Below are 20,736 nucleotides of genomic sequence, written 5' to 3'. Positions count from 1 at the left end.
GCGGTAGCGCGGCGAGCCGCCGGAGCGGCCCGCGCGTTAAGCAGTGAAACGAGACGACGCGGGGAACATCAGACCTGCGACAGCAGGGTGGCGGCGTCGCTGACTTCGAACTTGCCAGGGCCTTCGATGTTCAGCTGCTTGACCACGCCGTCGACGATGAGGGCGGAGTAGCGCTGCGAGCGCACGCCCATGCCGCGCTGGATGAGGTCGAGTTCCAGGCCCAGGGCCTTGGTCCACAGGGCGGAACCGTCGGCGAGCATGCGAACCTTGCCTTCGGTCTTTTGTTCACGGCCCCAGGCGCCCATGACGAAGGCGTCGTTGACGGACACGCACCAGATTTCGTCGACGCCTTTGGCCTTGAGGGCGGCGGCTTGCTCGACGTAGCCCGGCAGGTGCTTGGCGGAGCAGGTGGGGGTGAAGGCGCCGGGCAAGGCGAACAGGGCGATGGTCTTGCCACGGGTCAGGTCGGCGACCTGGAAGGCGTTGGGGCCGAGGGAGCAGCCTTCGCTTTCGGTTTCGATGAATTCGGTCAGGGTGCCATCGGGCACGCGGTCGCCGACTTTGATGGTCATGGGGAGATCTCCAGTAGGTGATGGGGGTGTTGCATTGGGGCAAGGCGCCCCACACCCGCCATCATAGTTCCTGCGCGCAGAGGCTGCAGGCGGGTTGGGCTGAATGAGAAAAAAAGAAGCACAGTCTGAAACGACTCCACACGCTGGATGAAACTGCATGCAACGTGCATCGTTGCCATAATGTGACTGTGATCAATGGCCCTGGCGCGCTGCCGCGCGGGGGCGCTTTGTGGAGGGATATCGATGCGTAAGTTGCTGATCGGCCTGGCCTGGATGATGGCCGCGGCCACCTCGGCCTGGGCCGCTCCGGATGCGGCGGAGCAGGCGCAATTTGAATCGTTCGTGGTGGCGGCGGGCGCGTCCAACGGCGCCGCCCGGGCTTGCGGGGCGTCTGAACCGGACCTGGCGCAGCACGAGGCAACGTCCCGCAAGAACCTTGAGCGCTATGCCAAGGAATATGGGTTTTCTGCTTCGGGGTACGACGGGCTTTATCAGAAGGGGCTTTCTGATGGGACGACGATGATGGAAGAAATGAAACGCTCGGGGGTGGATGGTTGCCGGGGGGTGCTCGGCAGCTTTCAGAATGAGCGGGTGATTTCCTATGAGGATATGAAGGCGGCTCTGGCTGAGGTCAGTGATGGGTTGCCTGGGGAGAGTGCTGAGAAGTAGAGGTGTTTTTGCTGGCTTCGGGCTGATTTCTTATGCCGCCCGGAGCGCCGGGGGCAGGCGGTGGGCGGGGCTACGATTGCGGTCCGGAGCCTTCGCTCCGGACTGCCCCTTCGTCATCCTCGTACGCCTTCGGCTCCCTACGGATTCCCTCGGGCGCATCTACACGCCCCGCCCACCGCCTGCCCCCGACGCTCCGGGCTCCGTTGTCTCGGGTTTGGGCGCTGCTCAAACACGAGGCAGGCTTCATGGATCGCAGTCTTTATGCAGGCTAATGGGATCAGCGCGGTATTGAAGGCCGGCTTTCTTTCCGACTGAGTGGATCTTCGCCGCGGCCTTGCAGAGCGGCCACAGTACCTTCGCGCACACTTCCCCGCAATCGCGAAGCGCCAGCGTCACGACGCAGCACGATGCGTAAGCCGGGGCCGGCTGCCCGCGCAGCCGGTTTCGGCGGGCGACGCAAACCTCGCCCCTCCCCTCCGGCCTGGCGGCCTCACATCAGCCGCTACTGCCAGCCCCTGGCGGCGGGGTTGCTCGGGGGGCGCAACCTCGATGCGCCCGAGGGAATCCGTAGGGAGCCGAAGGCGTACGAGGATGACGCAGGGGCAGTCCGGAGCGAAGGCTCCGGACCGCAATCGTGGGCGCGCCCCCCGAGCAACCCCGCCGCCAGGGGCGACCTACGAAGCACACCTCCAAGCATTAAACCAATCTACACGCCCAGTCCGTTCTGCTTGAACCAATCGAGCATTCTTTGCCACGCCTGTTCGGCCTCCACCTTTCGGTAACTCGGCCGGTAGTCGGCGTGGAAGGCGTGCGGGGCTTCGGGGTAGACGTCGATGCGCGAGGCCTTGGCGGCGGCGGGGCCCTTCGCGAGTTCGATGCGCATCTTGTCGACGTCGGTCAGGGGGATGCCGGCGTCCTTGCCGCCGTAGGCGCCCAGGACGGGGGCCTTGAGGTCGTTGACCAGACTCAGGACGGACTTGGGCTCGAGGTCGCTGGGCTCGCCGCCCAATTGGCCGTAGAAGGCGGCGCCGGCTTTGAGCTTGGGGTTGTGGGCGGCGTAGAGCCAGACCTGGCGGCCGCCCCAGCAGAAGCCGACGATGCCGAGCTTGTCGGCGCTGCCGCCGTTGGCGGCGGCCCAGGCGGTGGTGGCGTCGAGGTCGGCCTGGACCTGTTTGTCGGGGACCTTGCTGATGATCTCGGCTTGCAGCTTGGGGATTTCGGTGTATTTGGAGGGGTCGCCCTGGCGGGCGAAGAGTTCGGGGGCGATGGCCAGGTAGCCCAGGTGGGCCAGGCGGCGGCAGACGTCCTGGATGTATTCGTGGACGCCGAAGATTTCGGAGATGACCAGGACGGTGGGCAGGTTTTTCTTGCCGGCGGGGGCGGCGCGGTAGGCCGGCATCTTGCCGTCGGGGGTGGGGATGTCGACCTTGCCGGCGGTGAGGCCGTTGGCGTCGGTGTGGATGGCGGTCTGGGCGACGGCGGGGCCGGCGGCCAGGGAGAAACCGGCGGCGACGGTGGTGGCGATGAAGCCTCGCCGGTTCAGTCGCAGGGGCGGCAGCAGGCTGTCGAAGTGGGCGTCCTGGTCTTTCATCATGAATCTCCGGGCAAAGGGCGGGCTGCCGGACGCCCGCTGTCTTGGCTGGGCGTCGCGGCGGACCGTCGGGTTTACTTCAGGGAGAAGTCCACGCGCGAGGGCTGGCCCTCGTCTTTGATGCCATCGGCGTTCAGTTGCGGGGCAACGATGAACACGCGATCCGCGAGTCCTTCCTGGGCTTGCAGCTTTTCATAGACCGCTTGCGCGCGGGCGTCGGCCAGTTGGCGCAACTGTTCGTCGCCGACCTGGGCGACGCTGCGCAGCATCTCCTCCATTTCTGCCGGCGGCACGGACTTGGCCATGCCGATGAAATTGCGGGGCTTGTCCTTGATGTCGGTGTCGTCGTAGACCTTTTCAAGGTATTTGGTGCGTTCGGCGCCGGATACCTCGACGCCGGCGGGGTCGGGCTTTTTGCCGCGGGGGGCGACGTCGCGGGCCTTGGCGGCGCGGATCTTGGCGTCGACCCAGGCTTGGCGCAGGCCGTCCATGTCGGTCTTGGGATCGGCGCGGCCGCTCAGGTCCATCTTGAGCGCGGGGCGGTCGGCCAGGGCCTTGGTGAGGGTTTCGATGCGCTGGAGCGAGTCTTCGGTGAGCGCGGCGCTGCCCGGGGCGAATTCGACGTAGGACAGTTCTTCGCCGCCGCCAAAGGCGGATGCGAGCAGGCTGAAGGGCGAGGTGACGGCTTTGACGACGAGGTTGAGCAGCACGCGCACGACGATGCCACCGACGGAGAATTCGGGATCGTCCAGCGAGCCGGAGATGGGCAGGTTGATGTCGATGTTGCCGCGCGAGTCCTTGAGCAGGGCCACGGCCAGCAGCACGGGCAGCTTGGTGGCGTCGGGGCTGTTGGTCTTGTCGCCGAAGGTGAGCTGGTTCAGCACGACGTGGTTGGTGGCGAGCAGCGCGCGGTCCTTGATCTTGTATTCCAGGTCGACGGAGAGCTTGCCGCGCTTGATGGGGTAGCCGACGTATTTGGCCGAATAGGTGTTGAAGCGCGGCAGGTCGACGCCCTTGGCAGTGGCCTTCAGGTCCAGCGTCAGGAACTTGGCGAAGGGCTGCACGATGCCGCTGATGGAAAGCGGCGCGGTGGTGTAGACGCGGCCAGTGACCTTGACCTTGGCGGGCTGCGGGTTGGTGGACGAGACGGCGGTGATGGAACCGTCGATGCTGGAGAGCTCGGCGACGTAGTTGGGTTTGACGAAGCGGTCCGTGAAGGTCATGCGGCCGCGTGACAGGGTGACGCTGTTGAGCGAGATGTCGGGCATGCCGCCGCCCTTGGCGCTGGGTGCGGCGGCCGCCGCGGCGGCGGGCGGCGCGGCGTTGCGGCCGGGGGTCTGGGTGTCCTGGGTGATGGAGCCGCCGGCCTGGCCGGGCGCGGCGACGAGGTCCATGACGTTCAGGCGGCCCTGGGCGTTGAGCAGGATGCGACCGTAGAAATCGTCGAGCGCGATGTCGCCCAGGGCGGCGCCGATCTTGTCACCGGCCACCGAGATGTTCATGCCCGAGAAGGCCAGGCGTTTCCAGTTCAGGAAGTCGTCTTTGTTGACGCGGTCCTGCAGGTCGACGTCGGTGATGTCGATGCCGCCTTTCCAGCCGGCCTTCATGGGGGCGTTGCCGGCGGCGGCTGCGAATTCGGCGTCGCCCTTGGCGGCCAGGGTGATGGCGCGGACGGTGGCATTGAGGCTGGATGCGGCGTAGGGCGCGAAGGACGCAACGTTCAGGCCGGCCAGGTCGACGGAGGTCTTGACGGTGAGCGGCTGCGGGGTGAAGACGCCCTTGAGGTCGAGCTTGCCATCGCCCTGGATGCCGGCGGCGGCCAGGGTGAAGTTGCTTTGGCCGGGGCCCATGGCCAGGCGGTCGGCGGTGACGGCAAGCTTTTGCAGCGCGATGTCCAGCGCGGGGCTCAGGGTTTCGTCGCGGGCCTTGAATTGGGCCAGTTCGGCGCGCACGCCGGTGGCGGACGCGTCGATGGCGCCGTTCTTGTCCAGGACGTGCACCTGGGCGGTCAGGCCAAGGCGGCCGTCCAGCAGTTGCAGGGGCGAAAGACTGCGCACGGCCGGGGCGAACGGGGCCAGGGCGACGTTGCCCAGCCGGACCGACAGTTCGAGCGACAGGGGCTGGAGCACGAGCGGGCCCTTGGCGCGAATCCAGCCGCCGTCGGTGCTGTTGTCGACGGTGAGCCACAGGTTGATGGGCTGGTCCTTGACCTGCGGCAGCGCCACGCCTTCGACGGTGACGGCCAAGCCGGTCATGGCGTAGTCGAGTTTGCTGATGGCGTCGGTGACGTAGAGCTCGCCTTCGTGGATGTTGAAGGCGTCGAGCGTGACCTTCCATTCGGCGGGCGCGGCGGGGGCGGCCGGGGTGCCGTCGGGGGCGGGGACGGCGCCTGCGGCGGGGGCAGATGCCGTGGCCGCGGCAGGGACGCCGCCCGGTGCAGCCGCTGGCTTGCCAGAGGCTGCGGTGGCGGCAGGCGTACCAGCGGCAGGCGTTGCCTGGCCGGGCGCCGCGGTGGTCGGCGCGGCGGAGGCGCTGGCGGCGGGCGTAGCGGCTGCGGGGGCGGCGCCCTTCCCGGCTTCTGCGGCAGTGGCGGCCGGTGCCGCGTCGGCGGGTGCCGCGGCTACCTTGGCGGGGGCTTGCTTGGCGGCATCGAGCTTGGCGGCGTCGGTCTTCGCGGGTTCGGCTTTGGACGAGCCACCTTTCGCCGCGCCGGGCTTGGCGGCGGCGGGCTTGGCCGCCGGGGCCGGGCCGCCAAGCGCCTTGAGCTTGTCGACCACGTCCTGCCAGTTCAGGTGCTGGTTGCTGTAGCGGCGGGCATAGACCTGCGGGGCCCACAGGCCGACGTCGCCGACGTAGACCTGGCGGGCGATGGGTTCGAGTTCGAGGCGGCTGACGGTCAGGGCGCTCCAGGCGGCCAGGCTTTCGCCGGCCGTGTCGCGCAGGTCGAACTGCCGCAGGCCCAGGTCGCCGACGACGCGGATCTTGGGTGGGGCGTCCTTGGGTTGTTCGAACACGACCTGCAGGTTGGAATCGAGCAGCGCGCGTTCCAGCTTGAAGGGCAGCGGCATGGGCCAGACGTCGGCCCATTTCTCGAGTTGCAGGCCGGTGAAGGCCACCCGCAACGTTGACGAGGGGACCTTGTCGAAGGGCCGCGCGACGCCGGTCAGGTCGAACGGGCTGCCGTTGATGCGCAGGTGCAGCCGGGGCTGCACGTCGATGTCGGTGGCATAGCCGAAGGTGGAAATGAACGGCACGCCCACGGCCAGTTCGTCGATGACCTGCTTGCGGCCGGTGACCTTGTCGTCCAGCGTGACGACGCCGCCTTCGATCACCATGTTGTTCAGGGAGAAGCGCGGCGGGCCTTCGTCGGGCTTGGGCGGCTCTTCGGGCTTGGCGGCCGTCATCTCGGCCACGCGCTGCTGGATGTCGGAGAAATTGAAGCTGGTGACGTCTTCGCGCACGATCGAGACGGTGGGCGCGCGCAGGGTGAAGCGGTCGACCACGGGGGCGAACCAGAACAGCGACGACCATGCGGCGCTGACGTCCAGTTCGGCGGCGGTGAGCAGCGGGGTCTGCGAGCCGGGCTGGGCCACGGCGAGATCGCGCGCGCGCACGGTCAGGGTGAAGGGATTGAAGCTGATCTTGCCGACGGAGACGTCGCGGCCGATCATCTTGGCCACGTCCTGGGTCAGGACGTCATGCAGGACCTTGGGGACTTGCCATGCTGCAACGCCGCACAGGATCAGCGCCACGGCCACGACGCCCAAGAGAATCTTGCCTAAGCGGCGGGTGAACCGGAACTTGGGCATCCGCAAGGGCATTACGCGTCTCCTGATACGAATTGAAGGCCATTATCGCGTCCTTCGAGCAAATGTGGGGTGCTTTTTGCGGCCCGTCCCGAAAAGCAAAATGCCCCCGCAGGGGCATGAAAACATAGGGTTCTTTTATTCTTCAGCAAGGCCGGGCCGATAAACCCTCGTTATCATAGGCGTATCGATGGCCCCGCCACGGCCTGCCGGGGCCGGGCTTTTCAATCATTAACAATTTTCGCTCCCGATTCCCATGTCCACGCCCACCCCCACCTTGAGCCACCTGGATGAAGCCGGCCAGGTCCGTATGGTCGATGTGATCGCCAAGACGGACACCGAACGCGTGGCGGTTGCCGCCGCCAGCGTCCGCATGAACGAGGTGGCCTATGGCCTGTTGACACAGCCGGGCCGCGGCAAAGGCGAGGTCCTGAACACCGCGCGCGTGGCCGCCATCCTGGCCGCCAAGCGCTGCGCCGAACTGATTCCCCTGTGCCACAGCCTGCCGCTGTCGTTCGTGGGGGTGGAATTCTCGCTGGACGACGCCGCGCATCGCATCGACATCCAGGCGACCTGCCGCACCAGCTACAAGACCGGCGTCGAAATGGAAGCCATGACGGCGTGCAGCGTGGCCGCCCTGACCATCTACGATATGTGCAAGGCGGCGGACAAGGGCATCGTGATCGAACAGGTACGCCTGAAGTACAAGGCGGGAGGAAAAAGCGGTGAATGGCGCAACGATTGATCTGCTGTACTTTGCCCGCGTGGCCGAACTGGTCGGCAAGCGGACCGAAGCCTGGACGCTGGATGGCGAATCCACCGGCGCGCAGTTGCTGGCCGCGCTGGAGGCGCGCTATCCGCAGCTGGAACCGGCCTCGCGGCTGAAGCTGGCCATCAACCAGACCCACGCCAAGCCGTCGGCGCCGATCCGCGCAGGCGACGAGGTGGCGGTGTTCGAACCGGTCACGGGAGGCTGAGCGCCATGGTCATCGTGCAGGAAGCCGACTTCGACGCCGCCGCACTGACGGCGGCCCTGCGCGCCAGCGCCGGCCCGGGCGTGGGCGGCATCGTCACGTTCGTGGGCTATGTGCGCGACTACGCACCGGACACTCCCACCGACACGCTCTACCTGGAACACTACCCCGGCATGTGCGAGCGCGAGCTCGAAGACATAGCCGCCACGGCGCGCGCGCGCTGGAACCTGGACGGCACCGTGATCGTGCACCGGGTGGGCGCCTTGGCCCGCAACGCGCAGATCGTGTTCGTGGCCGCCGCCAGCGCCCACCGCGGCGACGCCTTCCGCGGCTGCGAGTTCATCATCGACGCGCTCAAGACCCGCGCGCCCTTCTGGAAGCGCGAAACGCTGGCAGGCGGCGACAGCTTCTGGGTCGAGCAGCGCCAATCCGACCAGGACCGCACGCAGTCCTGGGACGCCGACACCCCGCCCCCCAAGGAGACCGCATGAACGACGTCACCCCCGTCTCGCTGGCTTGCGCCGTGCTGACGATCAGCGACACCCGCAGCGCCGGCGACGACACGTCCGGCAACCTGCTGGCGCACAGCCTGGCACAGGCCGGGCACCAATGCGTACGGCGCGACATCGTCAAGGACAACCTCTATCAGATCCGCCGCGTCATCAGCGACTGGATTGCCGATCCCGAGGTGCAGGTGATCCTGACCACCGGCGGTACCGGCTTTTCGCACGGCGATCATGTCCCCCAGGCCGTCCAGCCCCTGCTGGATCGCGAGATCCCGGGCTTTGGCGAACTGTTCCGCCAGTTGTCCTACGCCGAGATCGGCAGCTCGACCATCCAGTCGCGCGCCTTTGCCGGGTCGGCCAACCAGACGCTGCTCTTCTGCCTGCCGGGATCCAACAACGCCTGCGAAACGGCCTGGACCAAGATCATCCGCGAACAGCTGGACAACAGCCATCGCCCCTGCAATTTCGCCACGCATCTTCAACACCGCGAACAAGACCACTGACCCCATGCTGGATTTCGATCAAGCCCAGACCCTGTTGGCCAATGCGGCCGCCCCGCTCGCCCGCCGCGAGCATGCCAGCCTGGCCGACGCCCCCGGGCGCGTGCTGGCCGCCGACCTGGACGCCACGGTGGACATTCCCCCGGCCGACAACAGCGCCATGGACGGCTACGCGGTGCGCCTGGCCGACTGGCAGCCCGGCGCGCGCCTGCCCATCCAGCAGCGCTGCTATGCCGGCGATACGCCCGAACCGCTCAAGCCCGGTCATGCCATCCGCCTGTTCACGGGCAGCCTGGTGCCGCAAGGCGCCGACACGGTGGTGATGCAGGAAGACACGCACGAAGCCGATGACCAGGTCGAGATCACGCGCGAGCCGCGCCTGGGCCAGCACATCCGCCTGCGCGGCGAAGACACGCTGGCCGGCGCCCCGCTGCTGCCCGCCGGCACGCAACTGCAGGCCGCCCACATTGCCCTGCTGGCCTCGCAGGGCCTGGCCAGCGTGCCGGTGGTGGGCCGCCTGAAGGTCGGCATCCTGACCACCGGCGACGAACTCGTGCCGCCGGGCGGCGCGCGCGAGCCGGCGCAGATCTACAACTCCAACGGCCCGATGCTGGCCGCGCTGGTGCGCGGCATGGGCGCGGATCCGGCGCGGGTGCTGCACGCTCGCGATACCGAGGCCGAGCTGCTGGCCGCCTTCAAGACCCTGCTGGCCGAGTGCGACCTGGTGCTGAGCGTGGGTGGCGTGTCGGTGGGCGAGCGCGATCTGGTCAAGCCGGCCCTGGCCGCGCTGGGCGGTGAATTGTCGCTGTGGAAGGTGCGCATGAAGCCGGGCAAGCCGGTGGCGCTGGCGCAGATCGACGGCAAGCCGGTGGTGAGCCTGCCGGGCAATCCGGTGTCGGCCTACGCCGTGTTCACGCTGCTGGTGTCGCCGCTGGTGCGGCGCATGCAGGGCCGCGAGGAACTGTTCCCGCCGGTCAGCCGGCTGCCGCTGCGCACCGAGCATCCGCGCCAGGATGCGCGCGAGGAATTCCTGCGGGTGCAGCGCCGCACGGCCGACGACGGCAATGCCGAACTCGTGCCTTACGGCCATCAAGGGTCCGGCGTGATCAGTTCATTGCCTTGGGCCACGGGGCTGGCGCGCCTGCCGGCCGATGTGAAGGTGCAGGACCGCGACCGCGTGCCCTACTACGACCTGCGTCACTGGCTGGCGTAACGTTCGGCCGCAGCCAGATCGTCGGGCGTATTCAGGTTCGTGAACGCGCCGTCGGCATCGTCGAAGGCAGCGGCCACGCCGCCCGCCTGCGACTGCCACAGGCCGACCTTGCGTTCACCGCTGGCCAGGTAAACGCGCAACGCCGGCAACAACGCCGGGCGCACGGCCATGCAGGCCGGATGGCGCCGGCCGCCAGCCACCGCGTAGGCCAGCGCTGCGCCGGCCGCGTGCGCCGCGGCGATCAGGCGGCTGGCCAGATCGCCCGGCAGAAAAGGCGTATCGCACGGCACGGCCACCAGCCAATCGCAGGCGGCAGCAATATCCAGCCCGGCGGCAAGACCCGCCAAGGGCCCTTGCCAGGCGCCCAGCGCGGCGGTGTCGTCGGCAACGACCTGTCCGTAACGGGCGTAGACGTCGGCGTTGCGGTTGGCGCTGATGATCAACGTGCCGACCTGCGGCGCCAGGCGCCGCGCCACGTGCGCCACCAGCGGCTCGCCGCCCAGCAGCGCCAGGCCTTTGTCGCGGCCATCCATGCGCGAGCCCTGCCCGCCGGCCAGGATCAGGCCGGCAACGCGTTGCGGATCGACATGGGGAACGGGATCAGCCACCGATGTAGCTCATTTCGACTTTGCGGGCCGGGTCGGCCATGTGGCGGCCGCGCTGTTCGGAATAGTTGTCGCCACGGCCGGCCCAGATGCCCGTGAGGATGGCGGCCAGTTCGTCGTCGCTGGCGCCATCGCGCAGCGGCGCGCGCAGGTCGTAGCCCTGGTGCGCGAACAGGCACAGGAACAGCTTGCCTTCCGGCGACAGGCGCGCGCGCGTACAGCCGCCACAGAAGGCGTGCGAAACGCTGGAGATGACGCCGATCTCGCCGCCGCCATCCAGGTAACGCCACCGTTCGGCCACACGGCCCATATCGTCGGCGGCCACGGGCGCCAGGGGATGGATCGCGCCGATGCGTGCCAGCACTTCCTGGCTGGGCACGACCTCGGTGAGGTTCCAGCCGTTGGTGTTGCCGACGTCCATGTATTCGATGAAGCGCAGGATGTGGCCGCTGTGGCGGAAGCGTTCGGCCATGGGCAGGATCTGCGCGTCGTTCAGGCCGCGCCGGACCACCATGTTGACCTTCACGGGGGCCAGGCCCGCGCGGGCGGCGGCCTCGATGCCGCGCAGCACGTCGTCGGGGGTGAAGCCGCTGTCGCTCATGTCCTGGAACATGGCGGCGTCCAGCGCGTCCAGGCTGACGGTGACACGGGTCAGGCCCGCGGCCTTCAGGTCGGCGGCCTTGCGTTCGAGCACGCTGCCGTTGGTGGTCAGGGTCAGTTCCAGCGGCTGGCCGGCGGGCGTGCGCACGTCGGCCAAGAGGCCCACCAGGTTTTCCAGGTGCTTGCGCAGCAGCGGTTCGCCGCCGGTCAGGCGGATCTTTTCGACGCCCAGGCGAGTGAACACGCCGGCCAGGCGCGCGATTTCCTCGAACGACAGCAGGTCGGAATGCCGCATGAAGGTGTAGTCGGCATCGAAGACCTCGCGCGGCATGCAGTAGGTGCAGCGGAAGTTGCAGCGGTCGGTGACCGAGATGCGCAGGTCGCGCAGCGGCCGCGCACGCAGATCGAGCGCCGGCTGGCCCGGCGCGGGGGGCGCGACTGGGGCCGGCAGGTCGTTGCGACGGTCAGCAAGAAGGATCACTTTGCTCATGGAATCATCATAGCCCGGTGCGCTCAGGCAAAGGCCTCGTCCAGGGTTTGCAGTTGGCCGGTGTGGCTGGCGTCGTAGCCGACCAGCTGGCCGACATAGCCGACGTAGTCGGGGCTGCGCATGAGGGTCAGCAGGTCCTGCATGGCGGGCGTATCGAGCGAGGTCTTGCGGATGGCGAAGAAATAGCGCTCGCGCACCAGCGGGATGAAATCCAGGCCGAAGCGGCAGGCGGCCGTTTCCACGCCCACGCCGGTGTCGGCCATGCCGCTGGCAATGTGCGCGGCAATGGCCATGTGGGTGAATTCGTTGGTTTCGTAGCCCTGCACCTCGCTGATCGACACGCCGGCGCGTTGCAGCATCAGGCCCACCAGATAGCGCGTGCTGGAGCCGATCTGGCGGTTGACGAAGCGCACGTCCTGGCGCGCCAGGTCAGCCATGCCGCGGATGCGCTTGGGGTTGCCGGCAATGACGAACAGGCCCGTATTGCGCACCGCCAGGTGGATCAGCAGGTATTCGTCGGCGTGCAGCCACTGGGCGTAGCGCTCCATGATGGGCGCTTCGAAGTCGCCCAGCGGCACCTGGAAGCCGGCCAAGTCGCATTCGTGGCGTTCCAGCGAGGCCAGGGCCTCGATGGCCGTGCGGTAGCGCAGTTCCAGCCCCGGTTTGCGCGTGCCCATGTGTTCCATCAGCGATTCCACGGCAAAACCGTGGCTGGCGTGCAGCCGCAGGTGGGGGCCGTTTTCGGGCAGGAGCCGCGCCAGCTCTTCCTGCAGTTCGGACGCCATGCTGTCCAGCGTGGGCATCAGGCGCGCCTCGATGCGGCGGTTGGCCCACAGCAGGCGCTGCGCGAAGGGCGACAGCTGCGTGCCCTGGCGCCGGTTGGTGATCAAAAGCTGGGTGCCGAAGATGCCTTCGAAACGGCGCAGCACGCCCCAGGCGTGGCGGTACGACAACCCGCAGGCGCGGCAGGCGCCGGCGATGTTGCCGGTGGCGTCGATGGCGGCCAGGAGCGCCAGCATGTCCTGCAAGGGCACCGGCGCCGCGTCGTCTCCGCCCAGGGTCCATTGGGGCCGCAGGCCGATCTTATATGTCATTTATTTCTTATTGAACGGGTTCAATTACCTGTTTAGAGTACACAAATAACGCGGCGCATGGGCATTTAATATGTTTTTTCAAACATATTAAGTGCCGCCGACGCCCCACCACGACTAAGCCCCTGCAATGGGGTCCAGCACACAACTGGAGGAGACCGCCATGCGTCAGCGCGAGGCAAAATCCGATCTGGCGTCCAGCGGGGGCGCCCGAGGCGGCCCGTTGGCCCTTGATGCCGCCCAGGCATCGGCCAGCCCGTCCATCGCCGCCACGGCTCGCATCCTGGCCCAGCTGCAAGACCAACCCGGCCCGCTCCTGCCGGTGCTGCACGCCGTGCAGCACGAATTGGGCTGTATCCCGGCCGAGGCGGTGCAGACCATCGCCGAGGCCCTGAACCTGTCCCGCGCCGAAGTGCATGGCGTCATTACCTTCTACCCGCACTTTCGCAGCGAGCCGGCCGCACGCCACTCGCTGCAAGTGTGCCGCGCCGAGGCCTGTCAGGCCATGGGCGGCGAGCACCTGGCCGCCCACGCGCGCCAGGCGCTGGGATGCGATTTCCATGCCAGCACGCATGACGGCGATTTCACGCTGGAGCCGGTGTATTGCCTGGGCCTGTGCGCCCAGTCGCCGGCGGTGATGATCGACGGCCAGCCGCATGCCCGGGTCACCCCGGACAAACTGGACCGGCTGCTGCGCCGCACGCGGGAGGCCGGCCAATGACCGCCCCCATCACGATCTACGTGCCGCGCGACGCCGCGGCCCTGGCCATGGACGCAGACGCCGTGGCCCAGGCCATCGAGCAGGCCGCCGACGAACGCGGCCTGGCCGTGCAGGTGGTGCGCAATGGTTCGCGCGGCCTGTTGTGGCTGGAACCGCTGGTGGAAATCGCCACGCCCGACGGCCGCCTGGCGTATGGCCCGGTGCAGCCCGAAGACGTGCCCGCGCTGTTCGAGGCCGGCTGGCTGACGGGCGGCGAACATCCGCTGCGCCTGGGACTGACCGAAGAAATTCCCTACCTGAAGCGGCAGGAACGGCTGACGTTCGCCCGGGTCGGCGTGATCGACCCGCTGTCGCTGCAGGACTACGCCGCGCACGGCGGGCTGCAGGGCCTGAAACGCGCGCTGGCCATGGAACCGGCCGCCATCGTCGACGAGATGGTGGCATCGGGCCTGCGCGGCCGCGGCGGCGCCGCGTTTCCCACGGGCATCAAATGGAAGACGGTGCTGGGCTCGCCCGCCGACCGCAAATACATCGTCTGCAATGCCGACGAAGGCGACTCGGGCACCTTTGCCGACCGCCTGCTGATGGAAGGCGACCCCTATGTGCTGATCGAGGGCATGACCATCGCCGGCCTGGCAGTAGGCGCGACCTGCGGCTACATCTATGTGCGGTCCGAGTACCCGCATGCCATCGCCACATTGGAAGCCGCCATCGAGCGGGCCCGCAATGTGGGCTGGCTGGGCGACGACGTGCACGGCAGCGGCCGCCGCTTCGACCTGGAAGTGCGCAAGGGCGCGGGCGCCTACATCTGCGGCGAAGAAACGTCATTGCTGGAAAGCCTGGAAGGCAAGCGCGGCGTGGTGCGCGCCAAGCCGCCGCTGCCGGCGATTTCGGGCCTGTTCGGCAAGCCCACCGTCATCAACAACGTGATTTCGCTGGCCACGGTGCCCATCATCCTGGCCAAGGGCGCGGCCTATTACCGCGACTACGGCGTGGGCCGCTCGCACGGCACGCTGCCGTTCCAGCTGGCCGGCAACCTCAAGCAAGGCGGCCTGGTGGAAAAGGCCTTCGGGCTGAGCCTGCGCGACCTGCTGTATGACTTTGGCGGCGGCAGCGCGTCCGGCCGCCCCTTGCGCGCGGTGCAGGTCGGCGGCCCCTTGGGCGCCTACCTGCCGCAATCGCAATGGGATGTGCCGCTGGACTACGAGGCCTATGTGCAGATCTCGGCCATGATCGGCCACGGCGGCCTGGTGGCGTTCGACGACACGGTCGACATGGCGCGCATGGCGCGCTATGCGATGGAATTCTGCGCCATCGAGTCCTGTGGCAAGTGCACGCCTTGCCGCATCGGCTCGACCCGCGGCGTGGAAACCATCGACAAGATCTCGGCCGGCGGCCCCGACCGCGCGCAGCAGGTGCACCTGCTGCGCGATCTGTGCGACACGATGCTGGGCGGTTCGCTCTGCGCGCTGGGAGGCATGGCGCCCTACCCCGTGCTGTCGGCGCTGAACCACTTCCCGCAGGACTTCGGCATCGATACCCCTCAGCCCGCCGCTCACCCGGCCTGACCCCGAGACCGCCATGCTAGAAACCGTCATCAAGCGCGACCGCGATCTGGGCACCCCGGCACGGGTGTCCGAGCAGACCGTCACCCTGACCATCGATGGCCAGGAAATCACCGTGGCCGAAGGCACCTCGCTGATGCGCGCGGCCGCCGAGGCCGGCATCAACATCCCCAAGCTGTGCGCCACCGACAGCCTGGAACCCTTCGGTTCCTGCCGCCTGTGCCTGGTGCAGATCGAGGGCCGCCGCGGCTATCCCGCGTCGTGCACCACGCCCGCCGAAAACGGCATGGTGGTCTACACCGAAACGCCCAAGCTGCACGACCTGCGGCGCGGCGTGATGGAACTGTATATATCCGACCACCCGCTGGACTGCCTGACCTGTCCGGCCAACGGCGACTGCGAACTGCAGGACATGGCCGGCGTGGTGGGCCTGCGCAACGTGCGCTACGGCTACGACGGCGCCAACCACTTGAAGAGCGAGAAGGACGAGTCCAACCCGTACTTCACCTACGACGCATCCAAGTGCATCGTCTGCAACCGCTGCGTGCGCGCCTGCGAGGAAACCCAGGGCACCTTCGCGCTGACGATTTCGGGCAAGGGCTTCGAATCGCGCGTGTCGCCAGGGCAGGACCAGCCCTTCCTGGAAAGCGAATGCGTGTCCTGCGGCGCCTGCGTGCAGGCCTGTCCCACGTCCACCCTGCAGGAAAAGACCGTCATCATGATGGGCCAGGCTGAACACTCGGTCGTGACCACCTGTGCCTATTGCGGCGTGGGCTGCGGTTTCAAGGCCGAGATGAAGGGCCAGGAAGTGGTGCGCATGGTGCCCTGGAAGGACGGCCAGGCCAACCGCGGCCATTCCTGCGTGAAGGGCCGCTTTGCCTGGGGCTACGCCACGCACAAGGAACGCGTGCTCAAGCCCATGATCCGCAAGCACATCACCGATTCCTGGAAGGAGGTGTCCTGGGACGAGGCGATCAACTACGCCGCGTCGGAGTTCCGCCGCATCCAGGGTGAATTCGGTCGCGACGCCGTTGGCGGCATCACGTCGTCGCGCTGCACCAACGAAGAAACCTGGCTGGTGCAGAAGCTGGTGCGCGCCGCCTTCGGCACCAACAACGTCGACACCTGCGCGCGGGTCTGCCATTCGCCCACCGGCTACGGCCTGAAGCAGACGCTGGGCGAATCGGCCGGCACGCAGACGTTCGACTCGGTCATGCATACCGACGTGGTGATCGTGATGGGCGCCAACCCGTCCAGCGGCCACCCGGTGTTTGCCTCGCGCCTGAAGCGCCGGCTGCGCCAGGGCGCGCGCCTGATCGTGATCGACCCGCGCCGCATCGAACTGGTAAGTTCGCCGCACATCAAGGCCGACTTCCACCTGCAGGTGCGCCCCGGCACCAATACCGCGCTGCTGTCGTCGCTGGCCCACGTAATCGCCACCGAAGGCCTGATCGACGAGGCCTTCGTGGCCGAGCGCTGCGAAACCAAGGCATTCAATGAGTGGCGCGATTTCGTCTCGCTGCCCGAGAATTCGCCCGAAGCCATGGCCGAGATCACCGGCGTGCCGGCGCAGGCCGTGCGCGGCGCGGCCCGCCTGTTCGCCACCGGCGGCAACGGCTCGATCTATTACGGCCTGGGCGTGACCGAGCACAGCCAGGGTTCGACCACCGTCATGGCGATCGCCAACCTGGCCATGGCCACGGGCAACGTCGGCCGCGAGGGCGTGGGCGTGAATCCGCTGCGCGGGCAGAACAACGTGCAGGGTTCGTGCGACATGGGTTCGTTCCCGCACGAACTGCCCGGCTACCGTCACATTTCCGACAATGCGGTGCGCGCGCAGTTCGAGGCCGATTGGGGCGTGACCTTGCAGCCCGAACCCGGCCTGCGCATTCCGAACATGTTCGAGGCTGCGCTGGGCGGCTCGTTCAAGGGCCTGTACTGCCAGGGCGAAGACATCGTGCAGTCCGACCCCAACACGCAGCACGTGGCGGCGGCGCTCGCGGCAATGGAATGCATCGTGGTGCAGGACCTGTTCCTGAACGAAACCGCCAAATACGCGCACGTGTTCCTGCCCGGCTCGTCGTTCCTGGAAAAGGACGGCACCTTCACCAATGCCGAGCGCCGCATTTCGCGGGTGCGCAAGGTGATGGAACCCAAGAACGGCAAGTCGGACTGGGAAGTGACGGTGGCGCTGTCCAACGCGCTGGGCTACCCCATGAACTACCGCCATCCGCGCGAGATCATGGAAGAGATCGCGCGCCTGACGCCGACCTTCAGCGGCGTCAGCTACGAAAAACTGGACAAGCTGGGCAGCCTGCAGTGGCCGTGCAACGATGACGCACCGGAAGGCACGCCCATCATGCACATCGACGCCTTCGTGCGCGGCAAGGGCAAGTTCATGATCACCAAGTACGTGCCCACCGACGAGCGCAGCACGCGCCGCTTCCCGCTGCTCTTGACCACCGGCCGCATCCTGTCGCAATACAACGTGGGCGCGCAGACCCGCCGCACGCCCAACGTGATGTGGCACAGCGAGGACGTGCTGGAAATCCACCCGCAGGACGCGGAAGACCGTGGCGTGCAGGACGGCGACTGGGTCGGCGTGCAAAGCCGCGCCGGCGAGACCGTGCTGCGGGCGACGCTGACCGACCGGGTGCAGCCGGGCGTGGTATACACCACGTTCCACTTCCCCGAGTCCGGCGCCAACGTCGTCACGACCGACAACTCCGACTGGGCCACCAACTGCCCCGAATACAAGGTCACCGCGGTGCAGCTGACGCGGGTGTCCCAGCCTTCGGAATGGCAGCGGCAATGGTCGCGTTTCGCGGATATCCAGCAAAAGCTGCTGCGTGAACGGTCACGCGAAAGCGAGGCCGCGCTGACGGGGAAATAACCCCGACCGCCCCGGAACCGCCATGGATCTACGCCCCCCTTCCCCCTCCGACCGCGCCGACAGCGTGACGGCCCAGGTGACCCGCGTGCGGGCCGGCGCCATCGCGGCCGGCGCCCAGGCCGATCACCTGGCCGAGGAAACGCCGGTGGCGCTGGAATTCAACGGCATCAGCCACGCCACCATGCTGGCCACGCCGGCCGACCTGGAAGACTTCGCGGTGGGCTTTTCCTTGTGCGAAGGCATCGTCGATAGCGTGGCCGACGTGCGCGGCATCGACGTGCTGCCGCAGTGCGACGGCATCGTGGTGCAGGTGGAAATCTCCAGCGCCTGCGAAGTGCGCCTGAAGTCGCGCCGCCGCGCCATGGCCGGGCGCACCGGCTGCGGCCTGTGCGGCGTGGAAACGCTGCCGGAAGTGCTGCGGCCGGTGGACCCGGTGCCGGCGGGCGCGCCGCTGGCCATCGGCGCGGTGCTGCGCGCCATGGGCGACATGCGCGCACGCCAGACGCTGCACGACCTGACCGGCGCCACCCATGCCGCCGGCTGGGCAGGCGCCGACGGCACGGTCGCACTGGTGCGCGAAGACGTGGGCCGCCACAACGCGCTGGACAAGCTGGTGGGGGCGCTGGCGCGCCAGGGCGTCGACGCCCGCGGCGGCATGGTGCTGGTGTCCAGCCGCGCCAGCTTTGAAATGGTGCAGAAGACGGCGGCCGCCGGCGTCGGCGTGCTGGCGGCGGTATCGGCCCCCACGGGCCTGGCCGTCCGTCTGGCCGACCGCGCCGGCATCGCGCTGCTGGGCTTTCTGCGCGGCCATGACGCCACCCTGTATTCCCACCCCGAACGCATCACCTCCTAGACCGGACGCGACACACGCATGGAAATCGGCAACCTGATCCGCATGGCCAACCGCATCGGCCAATTCTTCGAAGCCATGCCGCTGCGCCCGGAAGCGGTGGAAGGCGTGGCCAACCACATCCACAAGTTCTGGGAGCCCCGCATGCGCAACGAGCTGCTGGACTTCCTGGCCCGGCAGCCCGATGGCGATGCCGGCGAACACCAGTTGCATCCCCTGGTGCTGGAAGCGGTCACGCAGAACCGCCAGCGCCTGACGCCGCTTGCCCGCGTGTCGTAGACCGGGCAGGCCGCCGCCGCCGCAGCACGCTTTACCGCAGCAAAGGGTTCACAACAAGCGCGGGACTGGATTTTCCGGTCTGACGCGCGCTATAAAGCCGCACCCCGAGGAGACCTCATGGAAAGCACTGCAACACTGGACCTGCCTGGCGCCAAGCCCGGCTTCCTGGACAAAGAACGCACCATCGCCGGACCGGGCTTTTCCCGCTGGCTGGTGCCCCCGGCCGCCCTGGCCATCCACCTGTGCATCGGGATGGCCTATGGCTTCTCGGTGTTCTGGCTGCCCTTGTCCAAGGCGATCGGCGGCGCCCAGCCGCTGGCCTGCCCGGCCGACATGAGCCTGGTCGCCGAGCTGTTCACCACCAGCTGCGACTGGCGGATCTCGACCATGGGCTGGATGTACACCCTGTTCTTCGTGCTGCTGGGCTGTTCCGCGGCGCTGTGGGGCGGCTGGCTCGAACGTGCCGGCCCGCGCAAGGCAGGGGTGGTGTCGGCGGTGTGCTGGTGCGGCGGCCTGGTGATTTCGGCCTTCGGCGTCTATCTGCACCAGATGTGGATGCTGTGGCTGGGGTCCGGCGTCATCGGCGGCATCGGCCTGGGGCTGGGCTATATCTCGCCGGTCAGCACCCTGATCAAGTGGTTCCCCGACCGCCGCGGCATGGCGACCGGCATGGCCATCATGGGCTTTGGCGGCGGCGCCATGATCGGCGCGCCGCTGGCCGACCTGCTGATGCGCCACTTCGCCACGCCGACCTCGCCGGGCGTCTGGCAGACCTTCCTGACCATGGCGGTGGTGTATTTCGTCTTCATGATGTCCGGCGCCATGGGCTACCGCGTGCCGCCCACCGGCTGGAAGCCCGCGGGCTGGACGGCGCCCGCCAAGCAGGCCAACAACGCCATGATCACCAAGGGCCACGTCCACGTGAAGCGGGTCTGGGGCGTGCCGCAGTTCTGGCTGGTGTGGCTGGTGCTGTGCCTGAACGTGACCGCCGGCATCGGCATCCTGGGCATGGCCTCGCCCCTGCTGCAGGAAGTGTTCGGCGGCGGCCTGATCAACAAGCCTGAATTGGGCTATGGCCAGCTCGACAAGAGCCAGCTGGCCGCCATTGCCGCCATCGCCGCCGGCTTTACCGGGCTGCTCAGCCTGTTCAACATCGGCGGCCGCTTCTTCTGGGCCAGCCTGTCGGACAAGCTGGGCCGCAAGCTGACCTACCTGATTTTCTTCGTGCTGGGCTTCGTGCTGTACGCCGCCATTCCCTGGACGGCGCACATGGGCGCGCTGGCGCTGTTCGTGGCCGCCTTCTGCGTGATCCTGTCGATGTACGGCGGCGGCTTCGCCACGGTGCCCGCCTACCTGGCGGACCTGTTCGGCACCCAGATGGTGGGCGCCATCCACGGCCGCCTGCTGACGGCCTGGTCGGCGGCGGGCATCTTCGGCCCGGTCCTGGTGAACTACATCCGCGAATACCAGCTGTCCATCGGCGTGCCGCGGGCACAGGTGTACGACATCACCATGTACATCCTGGCCGGCATGCTGGTGCTGGGCTTCCTGTGCAACCTGGCAATCCGCCCGGTGAACCCCAAGTACTTCATGACCGACGAGGAACTGGCCCGCGAAAAGGCCCTGGCGCACGAGCGCGCCGCAGCGGCCGAGACCCACGGATCCGGTACGTCCACCTTCCGCACGCCGCTGGCGCTGGTGCTGTTTGCCTGGGCCTGCGTGGGCATTCCGCTGGCCTGGGGCGTCTGGATCACGTTGCAGAAGGCCGTGGTGCTGTTCCACTGGCCCCGTTTGCCGGGCCGGCGCCCCGC

At 67.9% G+C, this 20,736-nt stretch carries 18 protein-coding genes; 12 read left to right on the top strand and 6 right to left on the bottom strand.

Going from position 1 to position 20,736, the window contains the following annotated elements; genetic code table 11:
* Nucleotides 1–68 precede the first annotated feature (68 nt).
* Complete coding sequence (locus tag AC6LJ2_RS17980; RefSeq protein WP_263911283.1) at nucleotides 69–572, bottom strand: peroxiredoxin; 504 nt, start codon at nucleotides 570–572, stop codon at nucleotides 69–71.
* A 243-nt stretch (nucleotides 573–815) separates the two neighbouring features.
* On the opposite strand from AC6LJ2_RS17980, the gene AC6LJ2_RS17975 reads away from it, so the two are divergent.
* Nucleotides 816–1,241: a hypothetical protein gene (locus AC6LJ2_RS17975; protein ID WP_263911282.1), complete on the top strand. Its 426-nt coding sequence runs from the start codon at nucleotides 816–818 to the stop codon at nucleotides 1,239–1,241.
* A gap of 706 nt (nucleotides 1,242–1,947) precedes the next feature.
* Here AC6LJ2_RS17975 and AC6LJ2_RS17970 read toward each other — a convergent pair.
* A complete protein-coding gene (locus tag AC6LJ2_RS17970) occupies nucleotides 1,948–2,832 on the bottom strand; it encodes a dienelactone hydrolase family protein (RefSeq protein ID WP_498151861.1) in 885 nt (294 codons plus the stop codon).
* 74 nt (nucleotides 2,833–2,906) lie between these two features.
* Nucleotides 2,907–6,653, bottom strand: a complete 3,747-nt coding sequence (locus AC6LJ2_RS17965) for a DUF748 domain-containing protein (protein ID WP_498151848.1) — start codon at nucleotides 6,651–6,653, stop codon at nucleotides 2,907–2,909.
* Between the two features lie 241 nt (nucleotides 6,654–6,894).
* Between AC6LJ2_RS17965 and moaC the strand changes: the two genes are divergently transcribed.
* From moaC to AC6LJ2_RS17940, 5 genes are read left to right on the top strand one after another with little or no spacing between them, the layout of a single operon-like run.
* Nucleotides 6,895–7,383, top strand: a complete 489-nt coding sequence (gene moaC, locus AC6LJ2_RS17960) for a cyclic pyranopterin monophosphate synthase MoaC (protein ID WP_263911279.1) — start codon at nucleotides 6,895–6,897, stop codon at nucleotides 7,381–7,383.
* Nucleotides 7,364–7,615 carry a MoaD/ThiS family protein gene (locus tag AC6LJ2_RS17955; RefSeq protein ID WP_263911278.1) on the top strand — a complete coding sequence of 84 codons (252 nt, stop codon included), beginning with the start codon at nucleotides 7,364–7,366 and terminating at the stop codon, nucleotides 7,613–7,615. The genes moaC and AC6LJ2_RS17955 overlap by 20 nt, the downstream gene beginning before the upstream one ends.
* A 5-nt stretch (nucleotides 7,616–7,620) precedes the next feature.
* Nucleotides 7,621–8,103: a molybdenum cofactor biosynthesis protein MoaE gene (locus tag AC6LJ2_RS17950; RefSeq protein ID WP_498151847.1), complete on the top strand. Its 483-nt coding sequence runs from the start codon at nucleotides 7,621–7,623 to the stop codon at nucleotides 8,101–8,103.
* Nucleotides 8,100–8,621 carry a molybdenum cofactor biosynthesis protein B gene (moaB, locus tag AC6LJ2_RS17945; RefSeq protein ID WP_263911276.1) on the top strand — a complete coding sequence of 174 codons (522 nt, stop codon included), beginning with the start codon at nucleotides 8,100–8,102 and terminating at the stop codon, nucleotides 8,619–8,621. The genes AC6LJ2_RS17950 and moaB overlap by 4 nt, the downstream gene beginning before the upstream one ends.
* A gap of 4 nt (nucleotides 8,622–8,625) precedes the next feature.
* Nucleotides 8,626–9,831 (top strand): molybdopterin molybdotransferase MoeA, encoded by a 1,206-nt coding sequence (locus AC6LJ2_RS17940; RefSeq protein ID WP_445657316.1) that lies wholly within the window; start codon nucleotides 8,626–8,628, stop codon nucleotides 9,829–9,831.
* Here the strand turns inward: AC6LJ2_RS17940 and mobA are convergent.
* From mobA to AC6LJ2_RS17925, 3 genes are read right to left on the bottom strand one after another with little or no spacing between them, the layout of a single operon-like run.
* A complete protein-coding gene (gene mobA, locus AC6LJ2_RS17935; RefSeq protein ID WP_498151846.1) occupies nucleotides 9,816–10,439 on the bottom strand; it encodes a molybdenum cofactor guanylyltransferase MobA in 624 nt (207 codons plus the stop codon). The two genes, AC6LJ2_RS17940 and mobA, sit on opposite strands and share 16 nt — an antisense overlap.
* A complete protein-coding gene (gene moaA, locus AC6LJ2_RS17930; protein WP_263911272.1) occupies nucleotides 10,432–11,526 on the bottom strand; it encodes a GTP 3',8-cyclase MoaA in 1,095 nt (364 codons plus the stop codon). The genes mobA and moaA overlap by 8 nt, the downstream gene beginning before the upstream one ends.
* Nucleotides 11,527–11,549: 23 nt before the next feature.
* On the bottom strand, nucleotides 11,550–12,620 hold the full coding sequence (locus AC6LJ2_RS17925; RefSeq protein WP_025137290.1) for a substrate-binding domain-containing protein: 1,071 nt from the start codon (nucleotides 12,618–12,620) through the stop codon (nucleotides 11,550–11,552).
* Nucleotides 12,621–12,780: 160 nt separating this feature from the next.
* Between AC6LJ2_RS17925 and AC6LJ2_RS17920 the strand changes: the two genes are divergently transcribed.
* The 6 genes from AC6LJ2_RS17920 to AC6LJ2_RS17895 form a co-directional block, all read left to right on the top strand.
* A complete protein-coding gene (locus AC6LJ2_RS17920) occupies nucleotides 12,781–13,338 on the top strand; it encodes a formate dehydrogenase subunit gamma (RefSeq protein WP_445657318.1) in 558 nt (185 codons plus the stop codon).
* The gene (locus tag AC6LJ2_RS17915; RefSeq protein WP_498151845.1) at nucleotides 13,335–14,906 is read left to right on the top strand and encodes a formate dehydrogenase beta subunit; all 1,572 of its coding nucleotides are present in this window, start codon (nucleotides 13,335–13,337) and stop codon (nucleotides 14,904–14,906) included. Before AC6LJ2_RS17920 ends, AC6LJ2_RS17915 begins: the two co-directional genes overlap by 4 nt.
* 13 nt (nucleotides 14,907–14,919) lie before the next feature.
* The gene (gene fdhF, locus AC6LJ2_RS17910) at nucleotides 14,920–17,796 is read left to right on the top strand and encodes a formate dehydrogenase subunit alpha (protein ID WP_445657320.1); all 2,877 of its coding nucleotides are present in this window, start codon (nucleotides 14,920–14,922) and stop codon (nucleotides 17,794–17,796) included.
* A gap of 22 nt (nucleotides 17,797–17,818) precedes the next feature.
* Complete coding sequence (fdhD, locus tag AC6LJ2_RS17905; protein WP_498151844.1) at nucleotides 17,819–18,649, top strand: formate dehydrogenase accessory sulfurtransferase FdhD; 831 nt, start codon at nucleotides 17,819–17,821, stop codon at nucleotides 18,647–18,649.
* An 18-nt stretch (nucleotides 18,650–18,667) separates the two neighbouring features.
* Nucleotides 18,668–18,925, top strand: a complete 258-nt coding sequence (locus tag AC6LJ2_RS17900; protein ID WP_263911263.1) for a formate dehydrogenase subunit delta — start codon at nucleotides 18,668–18,670, stop codon at nucleotides 18,923–18,925.
* A gap of 117 nt (nucleotides 18,926–19,042) precedes the next feature.
* Nucleotides 19,043–20,736 (top strand): OFA family MFS transporter (locus AC6LJ2_RS17895; RefSeq protein WP_498151843.1); only part of this gene is annotated, 1,694 nt, incomplete at its 3' end.

The organism is Achromobacter sp. 1014246743, assembly GCF_059760725.1.
Note: the sequence above shows the minus strand (reverse complement) of the source record. Positions and strands in the feature narration are given on the sequence as shown.

What these genes read in the sequence shown, in the direction of transcription:
- AC6LJ2_RS17980 (WP_263911283.1), bottom strand. Translation starts at nt 572, where the DNA reads ATGACCATCAAAGTCGGCGACCGCGTGCCCGATGGCACCCTGACCGAA.
- AC6LJ2_RS17975 (WP_263911282.1), top strand. Translation starts at nt 816, where the DNA reads ATGCGTAAGTTGCTGATCGGCCTGGCCTGGATGATGGCCGCGGCCACC.
- AC6LJ2_RS17970 (WP_498151861.1), bottom strand. Translation starts at nt 2,832, where the DNA reads ATGAAAGACCAGGACGCCCACTTCGACAGCCTGCTGCCGCCCCTGCGA.
- AC6LJ2_RS17965 (WP_498151848.1), bottom strand. Translation starts at nt 6,653, where the DNA reads ATGCCCTTGCGGATGCCCAAGTTCCGGTTCACCCGCCGCTTAGGCAAG.
- moaC (WP_263911279.1), top strand. Translation starts at nt 6,895, where the DNA reads ATGTCCACGCCCACCCCCACCTTGAGCCACCTGGATGAAGCCGGCCAG.
- AC6LJ2_RS17950 (WP_498151847.1), top strand. Translation starts at nt 7,621, where the DNA reads ATGGTCATCGTGCAGGAAGCCGACTTCGACGCCGCCGCACTGACGGCG.
- moaB (WP_263911276.1), top strand. Translation starts at nt 8,100, where the DNA reads ATGAACGACGTCACCCCCGTCTCGCTGGCTTGCGCCGTGCTGACGATC.
- AC6LJ2_RS17940 (WP_445657316.1), top strand. Translation starts at nt 8,626, where the DNA reads ATGCTGGATTTCGATCAAGCCCAGACCCTGTTGGCCAATGCGGCCGCC.
- moaA (WP_263911272.1), bottom strand. Translation starts at nt 11,526, where the DNA reads ATGAGCAAAGTGATCCTTCTTGCTGACCGTCGCAACGACCTGCCGGCC.
- AC6LJ2_RS17925 (WP_025137290.1), bottom strand. Translation starts at nt 12,620, where the DNA reads ATGACATATAAGATCGGCCTGCGGCCCCAATGGACCCTGGGCGGAGAC.
- AC6LJ2_RS17920 (WP_445657318.1), top strand. Translation starts at nt 12,781, where the DNA reads ATGCGTCAGCGCGAGGCAAAATCCGATCTGGCGTCCAGCGGGGGCGCC.
- AC6LJ2_RS17915 (WP_498151845.1), top strand. Translation starts at nt 13,335, where the DNA reads ATGACCGCCCCCATCACGATCTACGTGCCGCGCGACGCCGCGGCCCTG.
- fdhF (WP_445657320.1), top strand. Translation starts at nt 14,920, where the DNA reads ATGCTAGAAACCGTCATCAAGCGCGACCGCGATCTGGGCACCCCGGCA.
- fdhD (WP_498151844.1), top strand. Translation starts at nt 17,819, where the DNA reads ATGGATCTACGCCCCCCTTCCCCCTCCGACCGCGCCGACAGCGTGACG.
- AC6LJ2_RS17900 (WP_263911263.1), top strand. Translation starts at nt 18,668, where the DNA reads ATGGAAATCGGCAACCTGATCCGCATGGCCAACCGCATCGGCCAATTC.